This window comes from Aerococcus mictus (assembly GCF_003286595.3).
In the GTDB taxonomy this organism is placed as follows: domain Bacteria; phylum Bacillota; class Bacilli; order Lactobacillales; family Aerococcaceae; genus Aerococcus; species Aerococcus mictus.
Window position 1 is genome coordinate 1,891,725 of record NZ_CP132985.1, and the last position, 25,532, is coordinate 1,917,256.

Sequence of the window (25,532 nt, forward strand, 5' to 3'; positions counted from 1 at the left end):
AGGAGGTCATTCATTTGGAAGTTCAAGTTAGACAGGTTGGAAATTCATTAGTTCTTCCCCTACCTGATAGCGATAAGATTAGTAGGGGAATGAAATTTTCGGTTGAACGCTACGATAACGGAAGCATTGTTTACACCCCGGTCAAAGAGAACCTCTTTGAAAATCCAGCTATCTTACAATATGCCGACGATTGTAAACAAAATGATCTTTTACTGGAAGAGGAAGACATGAAATCATCACGCAAATAAACGGATCCATTAGAAATATTATCCATGACGACAAAAGGACTAGGTAAAAATTCCTAGTCCTTTTGAATGTGTACAAGTGTATGCCGGTCGCACTCTACTAAAACGTGTTCCAAGCGCAGAGCAAGCGTCCACTTCAGAAAACGACAACGAATTCTCTGTAATAATTCTTATGTCGTTTTCTTCCAGTGGTCTTGCTCTTTGGCGCGCTTGTCACACTCTATTACAAACTCGGCATGTTTTTCAAAGCTTCGCGGGCTTCTTCGACGATGCTGTTAATAATTTCTTTGACTGGGCGAATTTCGGTGATGTTACCGGCTACTTGCCCGATGGTAACGATACCCTTTTCGGTGTCACCTTTGGTAATAGCGGTTAGTAACATTTGGAGGTTGGATTTTTCGAATTCGTCACGGGTTGAACCGTTGTCGATTTCTTCTTGAAGCTTAGCGACCATGTCATTTTGGATTAAACGGACAGGGGCGCCGATGGAACGACCCACAACCACTGTATCGGTTAAACCACAGTTAACGATAGCTTTCTTGTAACCTTGGGCAATTGGAGCTTCTTCACTGGCACAGAAGACGGTTCCTAATTGAACCCCTTCACCACCAAGAGCAAAGGCTGCGGCTAAACCATGGCCGTCAGAAATCCCACCAGCAATGATAACAGGAATATCCACTGCAGCAATCACCGCACGGGCTAAAGGCATGGTAGTGACTTCGCCCACGTGGCCCCCAGCTTCGGTTCCTTCACAGACAACAGCATCAGCACCAGCGTCTTCCATTTTCTTGGCTTGACGGGCGTTAGCTACCACAGGAACCACTTTAATCCCAGCTTCATGTAGAGGCGCGATTAAAGGCGCAGCATTCCCAGCGCCAGTTGTTACCACTTTAATGCCTTCGTCGATAATCACTTCCATGATTTCTTCGGTGTTGTGAGACATTAACATTAAGTTAACAGCAAAGGTCTTGTCAGTGATTTCGCGGACAGCTTTGATTTGTTCACGTAACCAGTCCCCTTTACGGCCAGCGGTAGCAATAACCCCTAAACCACCGGCTTCAGAAACAGCGCCAGCTAGGGGAGCTTCAGCGACACCCGCCATGGACCCTTGGAAAATCGGATACTCAATATTTAATAATTCACAAACTCGGTTCATGCAATCTCTCCTTTTTAAGCTATTTTGTCAACAATTTTATACTGTAAAAGAAATAGTTCTCACAAATCTATTATGTGCTTATATTCACAACATGTAAAATAGTAAGTTTAAGGCCTTGAGATAACTATATTGTTATGGAAGAAATGTAGGGAGTGAGCAATTTGATCGAAAACAATGTCCTCCCCTGATTTAATAGCGAATGAGCACGAGGTTCGCAATTCTAACCCAGTCATGCTAGGATAAAAATGTAGTCGTAAAAAGACAAGCTATTGGTCAGTGGATTATCAGTTGAGCCACTGACGCAGAAAGACCAATAAGGAGGAAACAAACTTATGGCAAAAATTGCAAGTATTATGACCGACCTCTTCGAAGATTCTGAATACACCTCACCAAAGGAAGCGCTCGAAGCAGCGGGTCATCAAGTGGTGCCTGTCGGTTTAGAAAAAGGTGCTACTGTGACTGGTAAAAGTGATGGTACGGAAGTCGAAATTGAAGTCGGCATTGACACTGCTAAAGGCGAAGACTTTGATGCTTTACTGATTCCTGGCGGTTATTCTCCCGATAAAATCCGTAAGTATGAAGATGTTTTGAACTTTGTCCGTCACTTCGCTTACAAACATAAACCCATCTTCACCATCTGCCACGGCCCACAACTCTTAGTCAACGCAGATGTGCTCCACGGTAAAGACATTACCGCTGTGGCCCAAGTTGCCGTTGACGTGAAGAATGCCGGTGCCAATTACTTTGATGAAGAAGTGGTTATCGATGACTCTGGTATCATTTCTAGCCGTACCCCAGACGACCTCCCTGCCTTCAACAAAGCTATTGTTGACGCTTTAAAATAGAATAAAAAAGTAACCAGCGCCTGTCGAAGCTAAATGAGCTTAGGGGGCGCTGGTTTTTTGTTAGTTTGATTTCTTCTACCATTTACTAATAAGTAAAAGTCCACCCCTACATAGTGAGTGGACTTTTCGTTTTCTCTTAATGAATCGTTACCTTGGTACCGATCGTAATTTCTGGAAGCTCTTTGTGTTCCACATAGATGGTTCCGGCTAAATCAGCATCAGTTGAATTGTCGAAGCGCACGGAAATGTGGCCTAAGTTAGTCAGGTTTTTCTCTACGACGCTACCAACAGCAGTGATTTTATAGTCTTGGTCATCAAATGAGATAGTTTGCCCAGCTTCAATGGTCCCTTGGATAGGGTTAACGTCGATATTATAGCAATAGTCAGCTAAGTCAGCGGGGGCGTCTTCTCCAAAGAGGATGATCATGTTTTCACTTTTAAATAATTCAGCATCGGCACCAATATTTTTTACTTCTGTTTGATAAATAGTCATCGTAGATTTCCTTTCTGTACTTTTGTTTGATGAGCGCAATTCTTCTTCGATTAGCTATAGAGACCAATACTTGCTAACCATGCCACTAGGACACGAGGTACACCGTTTAGGAAACGGGAGTAGAGGATAGCAGGCACGCCGACTTCAACGGTTTCAGAAGAAGCTTCAGCTAAACCTAAACCAACCGGGATAAAGTCACAACCGTTTTGGGTATTGATGGCAAAGAGAGCCGGTAGGGCTAGTTGTGGAGGAATATTGCCCTTACCAATTTCTACCCCGATTAAGGTCCCAACGATTTGGCTGATTACCGCGCCAGGTCCCAGTAATGGTGATAAGAATGGGAGGGAGCAGACAAAACCAATGACCACTAGGCCAATACCATTCCCAGCCAGTGGGGTTAAGGCACGAGCGATCCAGTCACCAACCCCTGACCCTTGGATAAGTCCAATCAGTAAGGAAACAAAGGCCATGAAAGGAATCACGGTATGTAACATGGTTTCAATGGCTTCCCGGGCGGATTGGTTGAAGACGGCAACAATTTTACCAGCGCCCATACCGATTTTAGCGATAAAGCTAGGATTTTCAGTTTGTTCGGTAATCTTCTTAGAGGTGTCGTAGCCAGCCTTTTCTCCACTATCTTCCGCTTGGTCAGCTGCTTGGCTAGCCGCTACTTCACTAACTGGTTCTTGGCTGCCATCAGCTAGGCCAATTTGGTTGACACCAACGTTTGAGACATAGATCTCTTCAGTGATGTATTGGGCGAGAGGGCCTGACTTCCCAGTAGCGATAATATTAACGGTAGGAATCCCCTTCTTCGGATAGATCCCACAGCGGAGGGTTCCCCCACAGTCAATAATAGCTAGGGCAATTTCTTCATCAGGAATCGAGGTTTTAAAACCGTTAACCGCTTCCATCCCGGAAAGTTCTTCAATACGGTCCACAATGGCTGGACGTTCGCCGCCACCAACCACATAAATGAATTTGTGTTTTTCTTCGGTTGGGGTGATGACTAGGGGGCCACCGAAGCCACCTGATCCTTTAACAATTTTTATGCTTTTGTATTCACTCATGATAATTCTCCTTAATTAATGTCTCCGTCAACGGTTTTTGATAGGGTAATCCCTTGTTGTTTACATACACGCGCGGTGATAAAGTCGGTGACCCAACCACCAACAAAGTTCATCACTAACCCTACTAAGAGGTAGCGAATCGCTAGTTCCATTTGGTTAAGGCCTAAAGCTTCAATCCCTTGGGCAATCCCTAACCAAACGAATAATTCACCTGGGTTAATATGAGGAAAGACCCCGTTGGAGGTGTGGCAAAATTGCATTTGTGCAGCAATGTAACCTGGTTTATAGAATTCAGGAAGGAAACGTCCCATAGTCATTGACATGGGGTTACCTAACATAAAGGCAGACACAAAGGGTAAGATCATGTAACGGGTAAAGACATTCTTAGAAGCCACCCGGGCTAAGCTGGTCACGCGTTCTTCCCCTAAGAGGTTAATCACAGCGTTCATGGCAACCATTAACATTAATACCAGGGGAACAATGGACCCCATCCAGGCGATGAAGTTATCGGCACCGGTTTGGAAGAGGTTCATAAACCCTTCCGCAAATTTAACAATATATTCCATTTTTTATCCACGTCCTTTAACTTTATTTGACAGTGTGTATTTCATCTGAGTGGCAAAATTGCCTAATTGTTTGAAGGTGGATTGCGGTTTTTCTTCCTTGTAGTCACCGATTTCCACCCGAATGTAGACTTCACGGGCGTCTTCCATGGCAATTTGAGTTAATTTATTTTCTTTCTGTACCAAGGGATGCTTGCGATCGATCAGATAGAGGTCTTGACCAATATATTGGGGGAGGCGCTTGAATTTTGCTAATACCGTTACCCCTTGCATCTTATATGCATCGAGGATTTTGGCTTGGTCATTGACTGCAAACATCACGATAGTGCCCTGGCGAATCTTGCCAGACCGTCTCCCAATGGCGACTTTGCCTTGTTTACGCAGGTCTTGGTAAACTTGGTTAAAGTGTTTGATTTGCAGGAAACCAAGAAAAGCCTGGCCTAAGTAGGCAAGTAAGGCCATCCCGCCAAATACGATCATAAAGCTCACAATCCGTCATCTCCTTGTAAAATATCTTGAATGTCTTCCAGCGAATGCGTGGTCTTTAACAGGGCTTTTAAGGCCTGGTTATTAGCCACCGCAAAAATAGCTTCATATATATTAATCAGTAACTCATCCATGACTTGGTTGGTCTGACTGGGAATCCCTAAGAGAAAGACCAGGTCAATGGGGCGGCCCTTTTCTTGGATATCAGCTTCCACTTGGCCAATCAATAGAATAATTTGACCGAAATCATCAACCACTGTATGCGGCATGGCGATGCCCTGGTCAAAGACCGTATCACTAATGGCTTCCCGGTCAAAAATAGCTTGTTGGAAATCCGAGGAAATCCCAGTCTCTTCAATCACCTGGTCAGTCATCACTCGGAGCAAGTCTTCATAAGACTCACCTTGGTCCAAAGTGATACAGTCCAAATAAACCAACTGAGAAAAGAGTGGATTTCGGCGTTGGACACTATACCACTGGGAGCGAATATAGGACTCATCGAATAAGTTATCTAACTGGATGATGGGCCGTTTGATCTTGGCCTTGTCTAGAGGAATCGTCGTGAAGATAGCAAAGTATTGACTAGGATCTTCTTGGCTAAACTCCCCTTCTGAGAAAGTGGATAGCTCTAAACTGGTCCCTAAGATGCGTTGAATCTGCATCTTGATCAAACGAGCTGTGCCCTTACCGGTGTGACAAACAATGGCTATTTTTTGACTTTTCAAACTCACTTGCCGGCTGATGACCAATTCGAAGTAAAGACTCAGGTAAGACAGCTCAATGCCTGGTACCTCACGGTCTAAGACTTCTTCCAAGACCTGGCCAGTAATCTCTGCCAGGGTGAAGGATAGCGGGTATTGTTGCTGGACTTCATGGAAGAAGAGATCATCACTATTGACCCGGAATAACAAGCGATGAATAAGAAATATTAAATGATTGCGCATAGCTTGGTATAACTTTTCCTGGTCAAATTCAATAGCTAAGTCACGTTGAATCGCTTGGAGCACTTTTTGGTAAACCTGGTCAACAAAGGCTGAGTTAAAGCTATCCGGCACAATGTCTTCCTTATTGTAAATATTAAAAGGATAGGCCAAGTACTGGTATTCATAATGACTTAGGGTGAGGTTGAAATAATCTTCAATTTCAGCAATAAAGACTTCGTAGTCTTCTTGTCCTTGTAAGAAATTCTGGTAATGAGGCATCTCACTCATCAAACCGTGCCCTTGACGGACACGGAGTAGAGTGACATAAACAACTTTTAAGAGTAAATCCTTGGTAAAATTGGTCATATTAAAATTAGGGGCCAAATTCAACAAATGCGTCTTATCTTTTATAATAAATTGGTCTTCCTTGAAGTAAGAAAGCACAATATTAACGTAGGCCGTTCGGATATCGAGCTCATCGCCCTCCAGGGTCAAGCCCTTATTGGGCGTCCCCACAATGGTGAGATTGTAGTCAGACAGGATTTGGCGGAGGTGGTTGATATCATTATTCACCGTCCCACGACTAACCATGGTCACTTCAGCCAGGTCATCAATAATGACTGGCTCTTGGTCTTCAATCAGCTCTTTAAGGATATAGGCTTGCCGCTTATTCGAAGAATTAAAGTCGGTCTCTTGGCGAAATTTCCCTGCCAGAATTTTCTTGAAAGCAGCAAAATCTTCAATAGTCAAATGATAGACCTTATCTTCTAATGTGATTGTGGCAATCCCTTCCAGCTCCTGGTTAAGAAGTTGGATGTTCTTTTTTAAGGTTTGGCGACTTGTCTTCAGCCCCGCTTCAAACTCCGCTTGGGAAATTTTGGGGTGCATATATAAATTATTTAAAATTTCATACCAACGATCAACAAGTGCCATAACACCACTCCTTAACTAGCCTCTTGTTTTGCCTCCAGCGACATTGAGGGTTACGCCTGTGATATAAGAAGCACGGTCAGAGATTAAGTAAGCTACCGCATCAGCGACTTCACTCAGTTTCCCGCTGCGGCCTAGTGGCGTTGTTGTGGTCTTTGAATAACCTGCACGGAGGTCGTCCACAGTAATCCCTCTAGTATAAGAAAGTGATTCTTCATAAGCTAAAGTTCTCAAACCAGTTGCTTCCAAAATCCCAGGTGCTACACCAACCACGCGCACATTATGCTTACCTAATTCCTTAGACCATGACCGGGTGAAGGAGTAAACTGCTGCTTTCGTTGCTGCATAAGGGCTTTGGCCTTCGGAACCTTCCAGTCCTGATTCAGACCCCATATTGATAATCACGCCTTGACCCTTGTCTACTAAGATCCGACCCACCGCTTGGGCAACCAAGAAGACACCTTTTTGATTGATAGCTACCATTTTATCAAATAATTCATCATTTAATTCATATTTTCCTTTAGGATCTTTAGGATCAACTAATAAACGGGGCACATTAATCCCAGCATTATTAACCACAGCGTCCACAGTACCGAAGTGGTCCACCACTTTTTGGACACTGGCTTCTACATTTTCTCGTGATGACACGTCGGTTTGAACGAAGAGTAAGTTGTCGTGTTCGACATGGTTATCTGAAATGTCAAAGTTGGCTACCTTACAGCCATCATTCAAGAGTTCTTCCACCACGGCTGCCCCAATCCCTGAGGAAGCCCCTGTGACAATAACCACTTTACCTTCAATACCTAACCAATTTTCCATAATCGATTCACCTCTCTAAATTTTTTTGTTCTTTTCTTTACGCTTATTATTGTAGCGGTAAGCGCTATCAAAATTAATACAAGGTTTTTTCCCGCGATAAAAAAAGTCTTTGACTAATCCTTTCAATAAAAGCGCTGACATTTTTGATATTTTTAGTAAACTATAGATAGAAGTGATGGGAAACTTTGCTTGGGAAAGGTTTCGAGTGAAGTTTTCTGAAGGATTCGAAGAAAGGAAGAGTTGAATGAAACTTGTTTTAGATACCGCCAACTTAGATAAAATCAAAGACTATGTGGCCTATTTACCTGTAGAGGGCGTCACCACCAACCCCAGCATCTTGAAGAAGGCAGGTAAAATTGATGTGGTCGAACGACTGAATGCCATCCAAGAAGTGATTGGTGCCGATAAAGACCTCCATGTCCAAGTGGTGGCTAAGGATTACCAAGGCATTGTGAAGGATGCCCATGATATCTTAGAAGCGGTTAATGACCGAGTATGTGTGAAAATTCCAGTGAATAAGGAAGGCTTGCAGGCCATCAAAACCTTAAAGGCAGAAGGTGTCCGCATTACCGCTACCGGCATCTATTCTAAAATCCAAGCCCTCCTAGCTGCCGAACTGGGGGCTGATTTCCTCGCGCCTTATGTGAACCGCATGCTCAATTTAGATACCGACCCCTACGAAGTGATTTCTTCCGTATCTTATCAATTAGCACGGACCAATAGTGCAACCGAAATTCTTGCAGCCTCCTTTAAGAATATTAACCAAGTGACCAGCGCCCTAGAAGCTGGGGCTCAATACGTGACCGTTGGGGACGACGTTGTGGATAAATTTGTGGATAACGCCAACATTCAAAAAGCGGTCACTGACTTTTCTGCCGACTGGACCGCTATCCATGAACGGGATAGTTTTGTTTAAATCATGCCAATTTATAGAAAAGGAATTAAAGATGCTTGATAGTAAGAAGATAAAATTAGTCATTTTTGACCTCGATGGCACCTTAGTAGATACAGAGAAGATATACCACGCTGGTTGGCGCCATGTCTTAAAGGATTATGGGGTAAGTATTAGCCAGGAAATCCTGGATCAGATGCGGGGAGGAAACCGCCAACACAATAATCATATTATTCAAAATCTCTTAGGCGGAAATGAAGACTTAGCTAAGAAAGCAAGAGAAAAACGGAACGTTTACTTTAAATATGCTATTAGTGAGGGGAAAATTGACCGTAAAGATGGAGCTTTAGAACTATTGAAATATCTAAAAGAAAAAGCCATCCCAATTGCTGTGGCGACTTCTTCACCACAAGATAGCGGAGAAAGCGTCTTAAAAAGCAGTGGTCTAATGTCATATATCGATTTTGCAATTTACGGTGATCAGGTTGAAGGTGGCAAACCAAATCCCGATATTTATCTCAAAGTCTTAGAACATTACCAATTAAACGGGCAAAAAGCAGTTGCTTTTGAAGATTCTTTGAATGGTTTACTGGCAAGTACCCGGGCTAAGATTCCTACTTATTATGTGCCAGAAGTTCCACTAAAGGATGAAGACTTGGAACAGATAGATGAAGCCTATTTAGTCGGTGTTTATGCTTCTTTAATAGAAGTAAAAAATGAATTAGAAAAATAAAATATAAAAACCAGCGCAGAGTCTGGGGCAAAAGTCTCAGGATCTTCGCTGGTTTATTTTTTAGCAGCTATTCAGTAACTGACCATTATTCCACGTCCAAAAATACTAGGTCATTGACATCAACAGCTATATCATCAGCAGAGGAAATAACCTCAACGACCATTTCCTTCTCATATTTGAACTGAACTAAATACTTGATATATTGCCCCATAAATTGCTTGTCTGTAACTATTCCTGGGATCCCCTTTTCTTGCTTGTTGAGAATAAATTCTTCTGCTTTAACCGGATAGATATTACGCTCAACAAAATAATTATCAATTTGCTTTTTCTTCCACAGGGCCTTTACCCCATTTTCAGGGGTGAATTCTCCCCTATTCCATGTTCCTTTCACTATGGACGATCTCCCGATGAATTGGGCGACAAAGTCATTAGCCGGGGCATGATAGAGATTATAAGGGGTATCTATTTGAGATATTTCGCCATTGTTCATCACGACAATGCGATCTGCTAAAGCCATGGCTTCTAATTGATCATGTGTCACGTAGAGAAAAGTAGCTCCAACGGTTTGGTGTATTTTTTTAATTTCATGAATCATGGAATCTTTTAAATAGGCATCTAAGGCACTGAGGGGCTCGTCCATGAGTAAAACATTTGGGCCAGAAACCAAAGCTCTTCCCAGAGAGACACGCTGTTTTTGTCCCCCAGATAATTCATGAGGATAGCGATTTTTAAGATTCTGTAGTTGGAGCATGTCTAAAGTTTTATTGATTCGTTGCTTTTTTTCTTCCTTACTAAATTGCTTCTCAAGTACAGAGCTATTTAATGGGTATAGTAAATGCTCAAAGACTGACATATGTGGCCAAAGAGCAAAATGTTGGAATACCATGCCAAACCCTCTTTCTTCCACAGGCACACTTTCACCTTCCTGATAGAGAAGTTTATCCCCTAATTGAATGGTGCCTGCATCTGGAGTTAAAAAACCAGCGATTGACTGTAAGAAGGTCGTCTTCCCGCAACCTGAAGGCCCTAAAATAGCAATGAATTCACCCTTATCAAATGAAACAGATATATTATTCAATGCCACATTATTCCCATAGGTCTTACTTAACTGAGTAATTTTCATTTGATCCGTCAATTGATTTTTCCTCCTTGCCTAGTAAATAATTTCTACAATATAAGAGTAATAAAATGAATAAGGTCAGTAAAACAGAATAAGCTTGAGCAGTATTGACATCGCCACTGGTTTGTAAATTATAAATCGTTAATCCAATCGTTTTCGTATTGGCAACAGCTAACAAGGAGGATAAAGTTAATTCCGTCAATGCACTGCTAAACATTAAGAAGGAACTCGATAATAGTTGCCCTTTCATCAAGGGTAAAATAATCCTGCGCCAAATTTGAGGCTTCTTTGACCCTGAAATCTGTGCCGCTTCTTCCAAGTAGAAAGGAATACTAGTAATCGCTGTGGATGAGCCGTTAAAAATCACCAGGAAGTAGCGTGTGATGTAAGCAATAAATAGGATCAATAAGCTGCCATAAACATTAGGGATGTTACTCCAATAAAGAATCATGCTTAAAGCCAGAACAATCCCAGGCGTTGAATAAGTAATCGAGGCGCCCAGCTCCAATAAGGATGTTGCTTTTGAATCGATGCGTGACTTGTAATAGGTGGCAAAAATACTTAACATTAAACAGACTAAAATGGCTAAGGTCGTTAAGATAAAGCTGTTCCAAAAGCCGTTATACATGGAAGGAGTTTGGAAGATAAAGGCATAGTTGTCCAAAGCCATATTGGATATATCAAAAATACTTCTGCTATAACCAACTTGTAAGGATGAGAAGAACATAGTTACTAAAGGAAGAATGTTTAATGTGAGTAAAATGATAAACATTATTCCTTCGAGCGTTCTTCTATATTTAGAACTTAACTGAATACGATCATTAGCGCGAGGTCTCTGCGTATCAATAACAAGAGATTTTCTTAGCATATAAGCCCTAAAGGCTACTCCAGTAAAACCAATAACTGACAAAATGATAGAGAGAACGGCAGCCTCATTAAAGCTATGCGACCCAAAACCAATCGCTTTTTCGTAAATATAGGTACTTAACACAGGAATCCCACTAGGCGTTCCCAATGTAGAAACAATAGCAAAATTATCAATAGCACTTAAGAAGGCTAAAATAATCCCATTTGCTATTCCATACTTAGCGGAGGGCAAGTTGATATTTTTAAGCGTTGCTACCATGTTATATCCAGATACACGCGAAGCCCATTCTTGTTCAATAGGAATTTTCTTTAAGATATCAATGACATTTAAATAGACAAGAGCGGCATTACTAAGTCCTAATATAAAGATCATTCCCCCCATTGAATACAAATTGACAATAGGAAGTTCTAACTGAGTTAAGAGGCTATTAATTGGACTATTAAAGGCAAAAACAGATGTCCAAGATAGCGTCATAATATAACCCGGAATAACAAATGGCAGAATGGTTAATAGTTCAAAAGTTCTTTTAAAGCGAATATTGGTATAGGCAACAATGATGGCTACCAATAGACCCAAAATAAAGGAAATACAGGTTGATCCAATGCCTAATATTAAAGTATTTTTAATGGCTTGAAATGTACGGTTTGATTCGAAAATAAGCAAAAAATTGTCAAAACCAAGCCCGGTTGGTGTCTCAATCCCCTTCATTATTATGGTAAGTAAGGGGAAGATAAAAACTATTAAGGCAATAAAGGAAAAGATAAATCGCCAAGATAATTTGGAATGTTGCTTTTGCATGATGTTCACTCTTTCATATAAAGAAAAGGCTAAAGACAAAACCTTCCTTAACCTTTTCCTCTGTCTATTCAATTAAATAATTTTTATTGACCGAATAATTCTGCAAATCTTTCCTTATCTGCATCACGTGTTTCCAATACCTTATCAGAGTCATAGCCCATGGTTTTAATATCAGAAACCCCTTTTAGCCCCTCAGGTGCTTGAACGCCTTCACGAACTGGTGTGTAACCAATTTCTGCAGTGACTTCTTGGCCTCTTTGTGAAAGAATAAAATCAACAAAATATTGGGCTAATTCTGCATTTTTCGCCCCATTAATAATTCCGATCGGCTCTGTAACATAGAGAGCTCCCTCTTCTGGGTAAACAAATTCAATAGGTGCCCCATCGTTTTTGGCGCGGATTGCCATATAATCCACTAACATCCCCATGCCTTGCTGACCATTAAGTAGCGCATCTCGAACAGTCCCATTCCCTTGCCCGACAAAGACATCGTTAGCTTTAAGGTCTTCATAGAAATCCCAACCCAAATTACCATCCTGGGTCAAGATCGATAGGTTTAGAGAAGCCGCTCCTGAATACAAGGGACTTGGGATCATTGGCATGCCTTTATACTTGGAATCAGTCATACTTTTAAAGCCTTCGATTTCATTAGCATCTACCATATCTGTATTCACTGCTATACCAGTCACAATTAATTTTGTCCCTGTATACTTAAAATCAGGATGCACATAGTCGCTAGGAATCTTATCAAGTTCAGAGGACTCATAGGACTGAAGCAGATCTTCATTTGCTAATTGATCGAATGTAAAACTATCCGAAACAAGCAATGCATCTGCTAAAATGTCTCCAGTCTCCTTTTCCGCCATAACTTTTGAAATAACTTCTTCGGTACCTGAACGGAATATATTCACCTTTATATCGGGATACTCTTTATTGAATTCTGCAACCAATTTATTGATGTCTTCTTCAGGTTGAGAAGTATAAAGAACAAATTCACCTGAAGCAGAATGGCTTTCTTCGGATTGACCTGAGCTCGATCCCGTGTTGTTTGAATCACTAGGCTGCTCAGCTGTAGAACAACCAAAAAGAAAGATAAAAGTAAACAGTAATAATAAGGGTTTAAACAACTTTTTCATTACACGAATCCTCCACAAATTAAAATGCTAGTTATCCGTTTATTTGGCGACGCTACAATAAAATGATGACAGTTAGAGCTTGCCTGACCTTTATATAATAGATATCAGTCGAATAGCATATTTTCTCTTTACAGGAATGCTTACTTTCTGACACCACAGTTTCTTTTTAACAAATTCATTGTAGCAATTTCATGTAAAATTGAAGTAAAAATACAATGTAGTTTACGTTAAGCTGGCGAAAAATATGTAAAGAAATCCAAGTAATATAATAAATATTATTCAGTTATATAAAACAAAACATCGGGAAACATAGGTTGAACAGCTTTTTGTAAATTTTTCTTTATTGTTGGGTGGTTAGTATACATTTGGAGGTATTTTTGAATAGAAAAGATTCAGAAACAAAAACTATAATGAACTTTGAGTTAATTCTCATCCCGAGTCACTCAAAAAAAGGCCGAGTTGGTATCACCCAACTCGGTCATAGTGTTTATCTTCTTTTCATTATCTTTATAAATCCAAATAATATCAGCGCTAAACCAAATATAATACTTAAAAGAGGCCTAGATACAGTGTAGCTCATGCAAATAATAAAAAGTCCAAGGGCTATTATAAACAAATACCACTTTAAACGATTATTATTCACTATTACTCTTCCTCTTCTACAGTCTTAACTTTATTGGCATTCAGTACAAATGGAATATAGATTAGAAAAGCAATAAACATATTAAATAATGAAACTAAAGCTGCTCCAATACTTCCCCCTGTAGCTAAATAGGCATATAGTCCTGGTGGAGTAATCCAAGGTACTGCTAAGAATACAGGAGGTATCCAACCGACTGCTGTTGCAAAGTATGCTATACCAGCGCAAATTGGTGGAATAATAAGCCATGGAATAACGAATAATGGATTTAAAACGATAGGTATCCCAAAAATCATTGGTTCATTTATATTAAAAACTCCCATAGGGAATGACAGCTTGGATACTGTCTTATACTCTTCGCGTTTTGAAAAGAAGAAAATGGCTAAAATTAAGGCTAAAGTCACTCCCGATCCTCCCATTTGACAATAGGCATCAAAGGAGCCTCTTGTCCAGGTCCATGGTAATTCGGCAATACTTCTTGTAGTCTCATAAACCGCGGTATTTTCATTTAAAGCTGCTAAGTAAATTCCATCCATAATAGGAGCTAAAACATTATGCCCATGTAAGCCAAAGAACCAGAAAAGTTGTACCAAGAAAGCTAATAATATAACGCTTCCGGCACCTTGAGAAAGTCCCATTAAAGGTTGTTGTACATATGTAGAAATTAAATTATTCAAAGGTATTCCTGATAACTTATAAACACCGTAGGCTACTATTGAAGAAGCATATATTGCTATAAGTCCTGGTATAATAGCTGCAAATGCTTTGTTAACAGCAGGTGGAACACTCTCAGGTAATTTAATCGTTAGATTTTTCTTAGTTAACCAAATATAGATCATTGTTGAAAGAAATCCAATAGCCAAAGCGGTGAATAAACCGGTTGCTCCAACATATGATAGTTGAATAGCTCCTAAGCCGCTAGCTTCCATGAGAGTAGTTCCATCATTTTCTGTAATGGTTAACCCTATATCCTTAAGAACATTTACTGCTTCATTACTTGCTCCACTAATATCCGAAGAAATAGTTGCAATTTGTGGAATAGTGGCAATAAATGATGAAAAAGCAATAATACCACCAGATAGACCATTTACTTTATATGCAACTGATAAATTATAACCTAGTGTAAATACAAAGAATAAGGCCATAATGGTAATCGTTCCAAAATATACATAGCCATTTATATCTATAAGTGGTTGGACTGTATTTACAAAATTATCCCAGCCTAAATTAGTCGGTATATCTCTAAAGAACACATTTAATAAGACTGCAATTGATCCAGCCATAGTAATTGGCATCATTGCTACAAATGAGTCACGAATTGCTACCAAGTGCTTTTCAGAGCCTATTCGTCCGGATATCTCCATAAATTTATCTTGAAAACTCATTTTTATCCCCCATCACTTTATCTTCACTTTCAATAGCTCTATCCGCTATATAATCAAGCCTGTTTTCTATATTCTTTTTTAGCCTCTTTTTCATAAAAGGAAGTAATAATTTATAGTTGATTTTTGTAAAGAAATCTATATCTTCTAATTTTTCATTATAGGTCACACCAATTGAATTACTATCTTTTTCTTCAATTGAATAAGTGATCACTTGGCTTCCTCTATTTGACTTAATTAAACTTTCGTATATTTTAAATGGTTCAAATTTTGTTATTTCAACTCTTGCCTGATTAGCATTATTCTTACCAAAGTTTTTTATGTATTTTAATCCTTTTAGAGACTGGTCAGAAGGAAAAATTTCTCCTGTATTCACCTCAAAATCATTGATTGCTAATTTTTTCAGCTCCAAAAAGAAAGCTTCAGCCGTTATATGGTATATTCTCTCTACTTGCATGACACCCACCTAGTTAGCTTCCTGAGCTTTTCTTTCATAGACTTCGACAATTTCTTTAGCGAGATCAATAAAAGTGATAGCTGTCATTAAATGGTCCTGTCCATGAATCATTAATAAATTGATATCCAATTTTTCTCCTTGCGCTTCTGCCGTTAGAAGACCAGTTTGAGATTTATGAGCAGTATTTAAAGAGACAGTTGCTTCTTTAAATTTTTCTTCTGCCAAGATAAAATTATTTTTTTTGGCAGCCTGTATAGCTTCAATAGCCTTTCCTTTAGCATCACCTGAATACATGATCAATCCCATGATGTCTTGTAGATATTGTTCATCGCTCATTTGCTACTTCTCCATTAATTCAATAGCTGCATTGAGAACTTTTTCCCCATTCATGGTCCCATAGTCTTGCATATTAATAGAATCCACTTTTAATTTGTCTCCGTATGCTTTTTCATATTCATTCTTCATAAACTTCACTTGAGGGCCAACTAGTAAGACATCAATATCTTTATTAGCAACATTCTCCTCTACTTCAGAAAGTGGTATAGCAAAAATATCAAAATTTTGGTCCAGTTTTTCTGCTGCTTTTTGCATTTTAGTGACTAATAAACTTGTAGACATTCCAGCATTACATACGAGCATAATCGTTTTCATATATATACCTCTTTCTTATTACAAACTTAAAATTTTTAGCATTATATTTTTAAAATCATTATAGTTATTAATGTTTAGAAGCTCATCTTCAAGGCTCTTATTTTCTATAATCTTTGCTAAGGAATTACTTACTTGCCTCATATTTTTATTATTGGTAATCGAAGGAGACAATAAAAAGATAAATCGTATATTAGGGTTTTCGCTATCCCAATATAGGCCCTTTTTTATAATCGCTACTACAATTTTTTCATCTTTAGTTAAAGGCTTTGTCGGATGTGGAATAGCTAATATATTATTAAAGATAATAGGCCCATACGTTTCTCTTATTTTGATTTCTCTTAAAAACATCTCATTAAAATTCGTTTGAGGGTTGTCTTCCAATAGTGCAATCATGTGAGAAAGCATTTTTTCCTTATTTATGTTTTCTTTATGTGTAACAATAAATCGATCTTCGCTAAAACAATTATAGAAAACATATTCATTCTGAATATTTTCGTATTTATGGTCACTATTACTTAATTTTCTTTTATTATCTGTCTTTATATTTACAAATTTTTTTATATTTCTAATATCAGAGTCATTTATGATAACGCTTACATTTATAACCGGAACAGGTAAGTAAAGACCGTCAACATTTATAGAAGAGATCACTAAATCTACTTCATTTAAAACCTTCTTATCCAACTCATAATAGCTAATAACTTTACTTATGGATAAGGCATTTCCAAACTCACGTTCCAATCGGTTCTTCATAACTTGTGCACTACCAACACCAGTGGCACACATAATAAGCACGCGTATTTTTTGACTATTAGAATATCTTTCCATCGCCGCTATCATGTGTAAAGTTACATATGACCATTCATTATCGTTAATGGGGTAGTCTAAAATATCAGCTATCGATTGGAAGCTCTTTTTTGTTATTGCTAATTCTTCACTGTAGTATTTTTCAACATCGCGTAGTACTGGATTGGAAATTTCTATTTGATTTTGTAAACGAATTAATAATTGATTAAAGTGATCAACTAGCCCCTTATAAAGTATGGAATCATTTTGTATCCTTCCATTCACTAATTCAGAAAAATTATTAATAGCTGTTTTTATTTCTTTATCAACTTCCGTATTTTTGATGCTTAATTTTTTATTATTCCTTGAAATTAGGTGAATAGATATATACTCAGCTTCAACTTCCGGTATACGAATATCTGGAAAGGATCTTACTAAACGATCATATATATTTTTTGCTACCTGATAATTTTTTCCTTGCTTATCTAAATCATCAAGTAAATGTCTCATAAGCGTATTTCCATTCCTTAATCTTTGAACCATTAAGGCAATATGAACAATTGAATTTTCAATGACAAAGTCTGATACGTATAAGTCTGCATTACGTATCTCATCTAGTACGATAACTGTTATTTCTCCCAGATTAATCGAAGAATCAAAAACTGTATTCTGTAAATTAATCATAAAAGATGAATTAAATTTTCTAGAGAAGAAATAATCTATTAGAAATTGCCTTTGTTTTAATTCACTCCCCCTTATTTCTAACCCTTTTTTTGTGTTAACAACGCTTATGTCGTACTCGGCTAGTAAAGAACGAATATCAGCAATCAATTTAAACACTACTGTTGAACTAATATGAAGGTCTTGCTCAATCTCATTCCTTTTTAAAATCACGCTTTCTAAAAACAACTTATTAATGATATATTTTTTTCGATCGAAATTATCATCAACATTGGTCGCTATTTTATAATCAGCGTGTTTCTTAGTTTCTCGTTCACGAAATTCAGCAAAAATAACTGGTTGAGTAATGACTAGCTGATAGCCATTACCCTGTTTGGCTTGAATTTCTGCTCCATGACCTTTAAGACTACTCTTTAAAAAATTAGTGTATTTACGAATAGTTTTATCAGATGCACCTATTAACATGGCCATTTCTTGGCTACTAGTATATTGATTCCTGTCTTTCCATAAAATTTTCAGGATTTCCCACTCCTTTTTTCTTAAAATGAGTATCATCTCCTAAAATATACTTACATCTATTTTTAGCTATTCCATTCATTTAATATCATTTCCCATATCAAACTTAAAATTAGCCCATGGCTTTAGATTTTCAAGTAATGGAATATAATCACTATCTATTTGTCCGACGATATTAGTCTTATCAGATACTTCAAAAGGAGTTAGGGCGATTTGAAGTTCTCCTTTATATCGTTTATAAAGGTTATTATCAATCATGATGTCCCCCTTATGTACCTGTTTTGATTGCTTGATCGGTTTGATATCTGAATTCGCATATTTGACACGACTATTACTCGAACGAATCACATAATGGGAAATATCTCCGCGATAAACATGCATTGATTCCACAATTTCTTTTTCTATAGGAGAAATATCATTTAGCAATTGAGCCTGAAAAGTAACCGGTTTTTCAACTGCTTCACTTAGAAGTTTCATCTCTTCTTCACTCATAAATTGGTTGGCAACAATGACATTATCTATATTTCCTAAAGCCTTGAAATAATTAATTTGGTAATTTAAATTTTTATATCTATGATCTTCTAAAGTACATAATCCTTCGGCTAAAGGCCACGGCCCCTCATTACTACATGGGGAATTAACAAATGCAGATGTTTCAACCTCATAATCTCTAAAAAATTTAGTCATCTCTTTAAAATGTCTTTCTGATAAACCTGTATATCTTTTAGGATAAAAATTGTGACTTCCTGTAATATTATTCTTATCAGCACCCATCTCTATTAATTCTCTTAAAATTTCTGGATGAGTTGACATATTTAATTCAATTTTGACTCCATGATTATTATGTGTGAGCTCTGCGAGGTATTTTAAGGATGGAGCTTCATCTAAACGAATGATATTAATTCCATAGTTATTCAACTTCCCTATTAAATCTTCACTCCACCCAAGTCTATTTAAAACATCTGGATTAACATCTGCAACAACTTGAAAGTCTTCATTATTTAAAAACTCCAAAATTTTTTGGTACTTAGTAAAAGTTTCTGCATCGTTTATTTGTAGTAGAGAAATAAATATTCTTTTAAATCCAAATTTTTTTAACTTGGTTAAGTACTTTTCAATAGTCGAATAGTCATGGTACTCTGGATAAATTGCACATCCCAGCTTCATTGTATACGCCTACTCCTCAAATCCGTTATTTTCGCTTAGTTGTTTAAACCATTCACCTGATTTTTTTACAATCCTATTCTGTGTTTTTAAATCTAATTCAATGAGGCCATATCTATTTTTATACGCATTCAGCCAGGACCAACAATCGATAAATGTCCAAAGCAAATAACCTTTGCAATTAGCCCCCTCTTGGATAGCACTATGCAGTTTTTTCAAGTGCCCCTGAATAAACTCTATTCTATAATCGTCTTGGATTTGCCCATCAACTCTAAATCTATCCTCATCCTCAACTCCCATACCATTTTCAGTCAGAATCCAAGGGATATTGCCGTAATTATTTTTTATGTTAATAGCAATATCATAGACTCCCTGTTCATATATTTCCCATCCGCGGTAGGGGTTAAATTTTCTACCTGGCATTTCATAAGTATCATAATAATATTCAGGGCTAAAGGGCGCATCGCTATTTCTAACATTTACTGGCGCTTTTACCCTCAGTGGTTGATAATAGTTAACTCCTAAATAATCTACAGTATTTTCTGAAATGATTTTTAAGTCTTCTTTGTTGTAACTTGGAAGTAAATTATGTTCTTCTAATAATTCAATGAGTTCTCTTGGATACTCACCTTTAACCGATGGATCTAAAAAGCTTTTAGCTTGGAAGAGTTCAGCTATATTAGCAGCCTTTTTATCATAAGGGTGATCACTCCGCGGATATGCAGGAGTTAAATTTAAAACAATCCCAATCTTAATATTTTTATTAAAATCATGAGCTGACTTAACAGCTAACGAACTAGCTAATTGAGTATGATAAGCTACCTGTACTGCAGCTTGGGGATCGACTTTACAAGGATAGTGATATTGATTTAAATAGCCACACTCAACATGCACAATTGGTTCATTAAAAGTAATCCAATAATCAACATAATCATTAAATAACTCAATACAAGTTTGAGCATAATTTTGATAGGCGTAGACTACTTCTCTATTTTCCCAGCCACCAATCTTTTGTAGTTCCATTGGCATATCAAAATGATATAAATTAACCATTAATTGAATGTCCTCATTTTTTACTCTTTGGAAGACATCCTTGTAGAATTTGACGGCTTCTTCATTGATATCACCTGTTCCATTAGGAAATAGTCGTGCCCATTGGATGGAGGTCCTAAAAATTGTATGACCTGTTTTCTTTAGTAACTTTATATCAGATTTATAATTTTTATAAAATGTAGAAGTTTCACCCGGCCCAATTTCATTATGAAATTTAAACGGTTCTATTTTATACCAATAGTCCCATATATTATCTCCCTTGCCGTCTCCTGCTTCTCTACCTTCACTTTGAGGACCCGATGTTGAACTTCCCCATAAAAAATCTTTTGGAAACTTAATCATTCTAAGACTCCTTTCTATATTGATAAGGAAATAACTCTTTTTACATTATACTATTTATATTAAGCGCTTACATTTTAACATTTTCCTTAGCGATACGGAAATGTGCTGATGATAATTATTATATTTTTAATAAAAATTAAAACTTGATCGTTTTTGAACAAAGTCATTTCTTATAAGTTTATTAGATACTATTATTTAATTATTAATAGCTAAAATTATAGTAAAGATTAAAAATTGCTATGGATATCATATATTATATAAACTATATAATGGATAGGAATGCTACTATATGCTTTTAATAAAAATTCCCCTAAGTTAGAACATCAAGTCCAACTTAAGGGAAACTATATTGTTTATTTTTATAGGATAATAAATTCTATTTTATTCAACAATCTGACTTAACAAACTTTTCGCTTCTTGAAGTCTTCTTTCAAAAGCTTCCATATCATTATCTTCTAGCTGGTTACGAACCCTGATCTTCCCTTCTTCATATTCTCCCGAAGTGATCATAATTTCAGCAGGATAATCAGCATAAGCAGTTTCAGATTTTCCTAGTAAATCGATTCGATCAGTTAAATCAAGATAAGAATCGGAAATCACCGAAAGATTTCCCGAACTTCCTACAGCATCTAAGTGGATAATTTGGCATTTATGCGTTAGAAGCTGTTGCATAACTGCTAATACTTCTTCTAAAGGTAAAGTCTGATCAATAAAAGCAAAGGCGACTTTATCACTATTTATCTCTTTAGCATAAAGTAACATAGAAATAATACTCGAACTGTTGATAATCAAATTATTTTGCTTTGGAAATCCGCTCCGATAGCGAGTGATTAAGTACAAACTGACCATTACTGCAAGAACAAAATATAAACCACTCCAACTAATAAGTCCATCAGCTTGAAGTCTAGGATAGAAATAAAAGAGAACAGCACTAAAGCAAATAATTACAACAGCTAAGGATATCAGACTATTGATAACAAAGGACTTCTTGCTCTGTCCCATGAATGCAAACTGCGTTGATGAGAAAGAGTTGAGCGGTGTATCATAATTAGTCATTATAATCGTATCTGCCTTTTCTAAATTACCAGATAGTAGATGGATCACAGGAATTTTCTCTAGTAGAACTTGTTTTTCTGTATGAATAAATTTAGTTGGCCAGCCTAAAGCTTTCATTTCTTGTCCTAACATTTGTAAATAGCGAAACTTTTCTTTTTTGTAGAATCGCCGACTTTGAAATATACCAAAACTGGCAATAAGATCCTTCAATTCCATAGTTATTTAGTCCTTCATCCATTTAATGACTTCATTTAAGTTATCTACTTCAAGTAAAACATTGTCTGGTCGTGGTTCAGAAGATTTAGGAAATTCGTTATCAGGCACTAAAATAACCCCAATTCCAGCATTATTCGCGGCTTGAGCTCCCACGATAGAGTCCTCAATAACCAGAGCTTCATCTGCATCAACTTGGTGATAATCCAAATGTTTCAAATAGACTTCCGGATGAGGTTTATTATGCTTCACATCTTGGGCAAATAAAATATGGTCAAAATACTTGCTAATCTCAAAGTGTTCTAGCATTTTATATCCCCTAACATTAGGGGCTGATGACCCTAAGCCAACAGCATCAAATGTCGCCTTACAATAATCCAAAATATCCCTTGCATAGGGCTTTAATTGGACATGATCTTTAGCAATAAATCTAAAAATAAGGTTTCCCGATAGGACCGAACTTCTTTAGCTTTTTCATCACTTCCGCAAATAGCTACTAAACTATCGTGAACATTACGGGCGCTTTGGCCAATCCAGGATGTAACTAGTCCATCTGGCACTTCAATATCAAAGTCATTAAAACTTTGGTGCCAGGCATCATGGTAAACAATTTCACTATTGACCAAAAGACCATCCATATCGAAAATAATGCAATTTTTATGTATTATTGACATTCATTTCATCCTTATTCGCACATTCTATTAATACAAGACGAATGTTATCTTTGAATTTCTGAAATAACATTTTGAGTCGCCTGAAAAGTCATTTGCTCACTTGCTCCAACAGAAGAAGCTGCTGTATGTGTTCCAATAATTAGATTTTCTAAACCTAGTAAAGGTGAATCTTCTAGTGGTTCCTGCTCAAAAGCATCAATTCCAGCACCAAAAATTTGTTTATTAGCTAGTGCTTCATAAAGGTCCTTTTCATTAATAATGCCTCCTCTAGCTGTATTAGTTAATACTAAGTTAGGTTTTGCTATTGCAAAAAGGTCCTTATTAATCAAATAATGAGTATCTTCAGTTAATGGTATATGAATGGAAATAAAATCACATTCTTTAAATATGGTTGTTAAATCTTGGGTAAAGTGAATATTGTTTTCTTTAATATAATCTTTATCTTCATAGATATCATAACCATAGATATCCATAGCAAAGCCCTGAGCGCGTTTAACTGTTTCACGCCCTGTTGCACCTAAGCCAAGTATACCGATTTTTTTGCCGTAAATATCTAGGGCCATTTTCTTAGACCAATCGATTTTTTCTTTAGCTGCATTATTAATCTCAACGACTCTACGAGCAACAGCCATTAATAGAGCGAAATCATAGTCAGCAACTGCACTTGCATTAGCACCTATCGTACGAGTAATGGTAATATCTTTTTCTTTGGCAAGTTCAACATTAATATTATCAATGCCGACTCCATACTTAGCAATAGTTTTCAGCTTAGGTGCATTGTTTATCACATTTTCCGTGATTGGATCGACACCTACAATAATTCCATCTACATCTGAAACTGACTCAATAAGTTTTTCTTCTGTATAGATCGTACCTGTTTCATTAAATATAGGTTCAATATCAGCTTCCTCAAAGAGTTGCACAATTTCTTCTTTATTATATTTAGCAAAGGATCGCGGTGTAATTAATACTTTCGCCATTAGTAATCATCTTCCTCTTCTTCCACTTCATTGTTAACAATTTCAGAAATTGGTTCTTGAATGGATTCTTGACCGCTTGATAAAACCATATTGGTAAGTTCACCAAGACTCAAAGCTGATTTCATGGCATTAGCTTCTAGTAGCATAGGTAAATTCATACCAATAATCACACGGATGTGAATATTTTCTTTCAATAATTCTCGATAAATTTGTAGTGTTGCATTAAAAGGAGAGGCCCCATATAGGTCGACAAAGACTAAGACCCCATCGCCACTATCAAGCGCCTTGATAGACTGGCGAACATCTTCTTTAAAAGTTTCAAAATCTTGACCAGCTACTAAAGAGCAATAATCAATATGTTCATCAACCCCACCGATCAAAGCAAGGCTATCAATCATGCCCTCTGCCATACGTCCATGACTTATTAATAAGAGTCCAACCATTTTATCAACTCCTCTACTCGAATTTATTAGCGACATCTTTTAATTCCACACGAGTGGAGGAAGGAATTGCTTGGAAATAGACTTCTACGTCATAATCATCACGTAATTCTTTGAGCATATCATATTGTTCTTGATTGATTGCTACTTCTTTGATGATCGGTGTTAAACCTGGACGTTGAGGTAAACCTCCAATATTTAATTTTTTAATTGGAACGCCTTCTTTAATAATTTTATACACTGCTTCAATCGTTTTAGTCATGAACAGCACCTTATAGTTGTCATATTGACGGTCCTTCCAATAACGAACGGAACCTTCTTCTTTTAAAACGCGAATTTTTTGTCCGGTTCGTCCGCCAGCACTAATAATGACATTTTTAGCAAAATCATCATGTGCTGAAGGGTCATCTGCTACAAAAATAGCATTGGCTCCAGTCGAATTAACTAAATTAGTGGATACTTGCCCATGAATTAAACGTGCGTCGACTCTTGCTAAAACAACTTCTCCCATAAATTAATCTCCTCCTGATCATTATATTTAAACAAATAAGATAACTTCTCCTAAAGTATACCAACCGCAGCTAGCACACCTAATATTACAGTCAGTCCGATTAGAGCTTTTGTCACATTAAATTCTTTTTTAAGGAAGTAGAAATAGACTCCTGCTACGGTAAGTAAAGGTAATAGACCTGGTAAAATACCATCTAAGATATCCTGAATAACAAACTCTTTTCCAGAAAGAGTAAACTGTAAACTTGAAGAAACCTTTACATAATTACCTGCTAAAATCCCCATCATAAACAATCCTAATATTGACAGGCCGTTAATGATTTTTTGCATAGAGGAGCCCATCACTTCTGAAGCAGCTGAGCGTCCTAGCTTAAAGCCCATTTGAGCAAAGTAAGCACCAATTAAGTATTGATAAGTAGCAAAACAGATAAATGGAATCAGAGCCCCTAGCCCGGACCCTTGTTGTGCCCAAGGAAGACCAATAGCGATGAAAATATACTGAATAGTTCCCGAATCAATCGAGTCTCCGATACCCGCTAAGGCTCCCATTAGCCCTGCTTTTGTGTTATATAATAAGTCATCGGATACAGTAATTTCTTCGCCATTGTGTACCTCTTGAGCCCGAACTTGTTCCATTGAAGCCATGATACCAGTAATGGTACCGCCACCCCAGGATAACTGGGTGTTGAAGAACAATAGGTGGCGTTGATAAGCTGCCGAAAGTTCATCTTTATCTTTATATAATTTTTTCAAAATTGGCATTAAGCCCCACATTAACGCACCAGAGATATAACGGTCAAAAGAATGGGGAATTTCATTAGCAAAATAAAATCGTGTCCATGCTTTATTAACATCTTTTGCAGTAATCACTTCTGGAGCTAATGCACTATCTTTTCTAATTTCATTCATA

At 37.5% G+C, this 25,532-nt stretch carries 28 protein-coding genes; 4 read left to right on the forward strand and 24 right to left on the reverse strand.

The genetic code is table 11. The features are described from left to right. The first annotated feature begins 14 nt into the window (after window positions 1–14). Window positions 15–248, forward strand: a complete 234-nt coding sequence (locus DBT49_RS08660; protein ID WP_070558728.1) for a hypothetical protein — start codon at window positions 15–17, stop codon at window positions 246–248. Between the two features lie 220 nt (window positions 249–468). Here DBT49_RS08660 and DBT49_RS08665 read toward each other — a convergent pair whose 3' ends face one another. Further along, the gene (locus DBT49_RS08665) at window positions 469–1,401 is read right to left on the reverse strand and encodes an NAD(P)H-dependent flavin oxidoreductase (RefSeq protein WP_070558730.1); all 933 of its coding nucleotides are present in this window, start codon (window positions 1,399–1,401) and stop codon (window positions 469–471) included. 332 nt (window positions 1,402–1,733) lie between these two features. Between DBT49_RS08665 and DBT49_RS08670 the strand changes: the two genes are divergently transcribed. Then, window positions 1,734–2,246 (forward strand): type 1 glutamine amidotransferase domain-containing protein, encoded by a 513-nt coding sequence (locus tag DBT49_RS08670; RefSeq protein WP_070558732.1) that lies wholly within the window; start codon window positions 1,734–1,736, stop codon window positions 2,244–2,246. 136 nt (window positions 2,247–2,382) lie between these two features. Here the strand turns inward: DBT49_RS08670 and DBT49_RS08675 are convergent, their stop codons facing one another. From DBT49_RS08675 to DBT49_RS08700, 6 genes are read right to left on the reverse strand one after another with little or no spacing between them, the layout of a single operon-like run. Further along, window positions 2,383–2,739 (reverse strand): PTS glucitol/sorbitol transporter subunit IIA, encoded by a 357-nt coding sequence (locus tag DBT49_RS08675; RefSeq protein ID WP_111846132.1) that lies wholly within the window; start codon window positions 2,737–2,739, stop codon window positions 2,383–2,385. Window positions 2,740–2,789: 50 nt separating this feature from the next. Then, window positions 2,790–3,809: a PTS glucitol/sorbitol transporter subunit IIB gene (srlE, locus tag DBT49_RS08680; protein ID WP_070558735.1), complete on the reverse strand. Its 1,020-nt coding sequence runs from the start codon at window positions 3,807–3,809 to the stop codon at window positions 2,790–2,792. Between the two features lie 11 nt (window positions 3,810–3,820). Further along, window positions 3,821–4,375 carry a PTS glucitol/sorbitol transporter subunit IIC gene (gene srlA, locus DBT49_RS08685; RefSeq protein WP_070558736.1) on the reverse strand — a complete coding sequence of 185 codons (555 nt, stop codon included), beginning with the start codon at window positions 4,373–4,375 and terminating at the stop codon, window positions 3,821–3,823. 3 nt (window positions 4,376–4,378) lie between these two features. Further along, window positions 4,379–4,861 carry a transcriptional regulator GutM gene (locus DBT49_RS08690; protein WP_070558738.1) on the reverse strand — a complete coding sequence of 161 codons (483 nt, stop codon included), beginning with the start codon at window positions 4,859–4,861 and terminating at the stop codon, window positions 4,379–4,381. Beyond that, window positions 4,858–6,714, reverse strand: coding sequence for a BglG family transcription antiterminator (locus tag DBT49_RS08695; protein ID WP_070558740.1), 1,857 nt, complete (start codon window positions 6,712–6,714; stop codon window positions 4,858–4,860). Before DBT49_RS08695 ends, DBT49_RS08690 begins: the two co-directional genes overlap by 4 nt. Before the next feature lie 15 nt (window positions 6,715–6,729). After that, window positions 6,730–7,530: an SDR family oxidoreductase gene (locus tag DBT49_RS08700; RefSeq protein WP_013668910.1), complete on the reverse strand. Its 801-nt coding sequence runs from the start codon at window positions 7,528–7,530 to the stop codon at window positions 6,730–6,732. Window positions 7,531–7,774: 244 nt separating this feature from the next. Here DBT49_RS08700 and DBT49_RS08705 point away from each other — a divergent pair, with 244 nt between their 5' ends. Then, window positions 7,775–8,446 carry a fructose-6-phosphate aldolase gene (locus DBT49_RS08705; protein WP_013668667.1) on the forward strand — a complete coding sequence of 224 codons (672 nt, stop codon included), beginning with the start codon at window positions 7,775–7,777 and terminating at the stop codon, window positions 8,444–8,446. A gap of 31 nt (window positions 8,447–8,477) precedes the next feature. After that, entirely contained in the window at window positions 8,478–9,155 is a 678-nt protein-coding gene (locus DBT49_RS08710) for an HAD family hydrolase (RefSeq protein WP_181646016.1), read from the forward strand. Between the two features lie 85 nt (window positions 9,156–9,240). Here DBT49_RS08710 and DBT49_RS08715 read toward each other — a convergent pair whose 3' ends face one another. From DBT49_RS08715 to DBT49_RS08795, 17 genes are all read right to left on the reverse strand, one after another. Next, the gene (locus tag DBT49_RS08715; RefSeq protein ID WP_083300424.1) at window positions 9,241–10,290 is read right to left on the reverse strand and encodes an ABC transporter ATP-binding protein; all 1,050 of its coding nucleotides are present in this window, start codon (window positions 10,288–10,290) and stop codon (window positions 9,241–9,243) included. Beyond that, window positions 10,256–11,980 carry an ABC transporter permease gene (locus DBT49_RS08720; protein ID WP_141745201.1) on the reverse strand — a complete coding sequence of 575 codons (1,725 nt, stop codon included), beginning with the start codon at window positions 11,978–11,980 and terminating at the stop codon, window positions 10,256–10,258. The genes DBT49_RS08715 and DBT49_RS08720 overlap by 35 nt, the downstream gene beginning before the upstream one ends. 44 nt (window positions 11,981–12,024) lie before the next feature. Beyond that, window positions 12,025–13,077: an ABC transporter substrate-binding protein gene (locus DBT49_RS08725; protein ID WP_111872405.1), complete on the reverse strand. Its 1,053-nt coding sequence runs from the start codon at window positions 13,075–13,077 to the stop codon at window positions 12,025–12,027. Between the two features lie 645 nt (window positions 13,078–13,722). After that, on the reverse strand, window positions 13,723–15,102 hold the full coding sequence (locus DBT49_RS08730; protein WP_013669046.1) for a PTS sugar transporter subunit IIC: 1,380 nt from the start codon (window positions 15,100–15,102) through the stop codon (window positions 13,723–13,725). Beyond that, window positions 15,086–15,556, reverse strand: coding sequence for a DUF3284 domain-containing protein (locus tag DBT49_RS08735; RefSeq protein WP_013669806.1), 471 nt, complete (start codon window positions 15,554–15,556; stop codon window positions 15,086–15,088). The genes DBT49_RS08730 and DBT49_RS08735 overlap by 17 nt, the downstream gene beginning before the upstream one ends. Window positions 15,557–15,565: 9 nt before the next feature. Further along, the gene (locus DBT49_RS08740) at window positions 15,566–15,892 is read right to left on the reverse strand and encodes a PTS lactose/cellobiose transporter subunit IIA (protein WP_070558742.1); all 327 of its coding nucleotides are present in this window, start codon (window positions 15,890–15,892) and stop codon (window positions 15,566–15,568) included. 3 nt (window positions 15,893–15,895) lie between these two features. Continuing rightward, the gene (locus DBT49_RS08745) at window positions 15,896–16,213 is read right to left on the reverse strand and encodes a PTS sugar transporter subunit IIB (protein WP_101560566.1); all 318 of its coding nucleotides are present in this window, start codon (window positions 16,211–16,213) and stop codon (window positions 15,896–15,898) included. Between the two features lie 12 nt (window positions 16,214–16,225). After that, window positions 16,226–18,145 carry a BglG family transcription antiterminator gene (locus DBT49_RS08750; protein WP_230082311.1) on the reverse strand — a complete coding sequence of 640 codons (1,920 nt, stop codon included), beginning with the start codon at window positions 18,143–18,145 and terminating at the stop codon, window positions 16,226–16,228. Window positions 18,146–18,268: 123 nt separating this feature from the next. Further along, window positions 18,269–19,357 carry a DUF871 domain-containing protein gene (locus tag DBT49_RS08755; protein WP_013669528.1) on the reverse strand — a complete coding sequence of 363 codons (1,089 nt, stop codon included), beginning with the start codon at window positions 19,355–19,357 and terminating at the stop codon, window positions 18,269–18,271. A 9-nt stretch (window positions 19,358–19,366) separates the two neighbouring features. Then, on the reverse strand, window positions 19,367–20,749 hold the full coding sequence (locus DBT49_RS08760; RefSeq protein ID WP_013670014.1) for a glycoside hydrolase family 1 protein: 1,383 nt from the start codon (window positions 20,747–20,749) through the stop codon (window positions 19,367–19,369). Window positions 20,750–21,130: 381 nt separating this feature from the next. Further along, a complete protein-coding gene (locus DBT49_RS08765; protein ID WP_013669221.1) occupies window positions 21,131–22,021 on the reverse strand; it encodes a hypothetical protein in 891 nt (296 codons plus the stop codon). A 6-nt stretch (window positions 22,022–22,027) separates the two neighbouring features. Next, a complete protein-coding gene (locus DBT49_RS08770) occupies window positions 22,028–22,456 on the reverse strand; it encodes an HAD family hydrolase (protein ID WP_083300425.1) in 429 nt (142 codons plus the stop codon). Then, window positions 22,420–22,692 (reverse strand): HAD hydrolase-like protein, encoded by a 273-nt coding sequence (locus tag DBT49_RS08775; RefSeq protein ID WP_041705819.1) that lies wholly within the window; start codon window positions 22,690–22,692, stop codon window positions 22,420–22,422. The genes DBT49_RS08770 and DBT49_RS08775 overlap by 37 nt, the downstream gene beginning before the upstream one ends. A gap of 44 nt (window positions 22,693–22,736) precedes the next feature. Further along, a complete protein-coding gene (locus DBT49_RS08780) occupies window positions 22,737–23,672 on the reverse strand; it encodes a phosphoglycerate dehydrogenase (RefSeq protein WP_013669018.1) in 936 nt (311 codons plus the stop codon). Next, on the reverse strand, window positions 23,672–24,115 hold the full coding sequence (locus DBT49_RS08785) for a PTS sugar transporter subunit IIA (RefSeq protein ID WP_070558746.1): 444 nt from the start codon (window positions 24,113–24,115) through the stop codon (window positions 23,672–23,674). The genes DBT49_RS08780 and DBT49_RS08785 overlap by 1 nt, the downstream gene beginning before the upstream one ends. Before the next feature lie 13 nt (window positions 24,116–24,128). After that, window positions 24,129–24,623, reverse strand: coding sequence for a PTS system mannose/fructose/N-acetylgalactosamine-transporter subunit IIB (locus DBT49_RS08790; RefSeq protein WP_013669635.1), 495 nt, complete (start codon window positions 24,621–24,623; stop codon window positions 24,129–24,131). Between the two features lie 50 nt (window positions 24,624–24,673). Further along, window positions 24,674–25,531, reverse strand: coding sequence for a PTS system mannose/fructose/sorbose family transporter subunit IID (locus DBT49_RS08795; protein WP_070558747.1), 858 nt, complete (start codon window positions 25,529–25,531; stop codon window positions 24,674–24,676). Window position 25,532 lies beyond the last annotated feature (1 nt).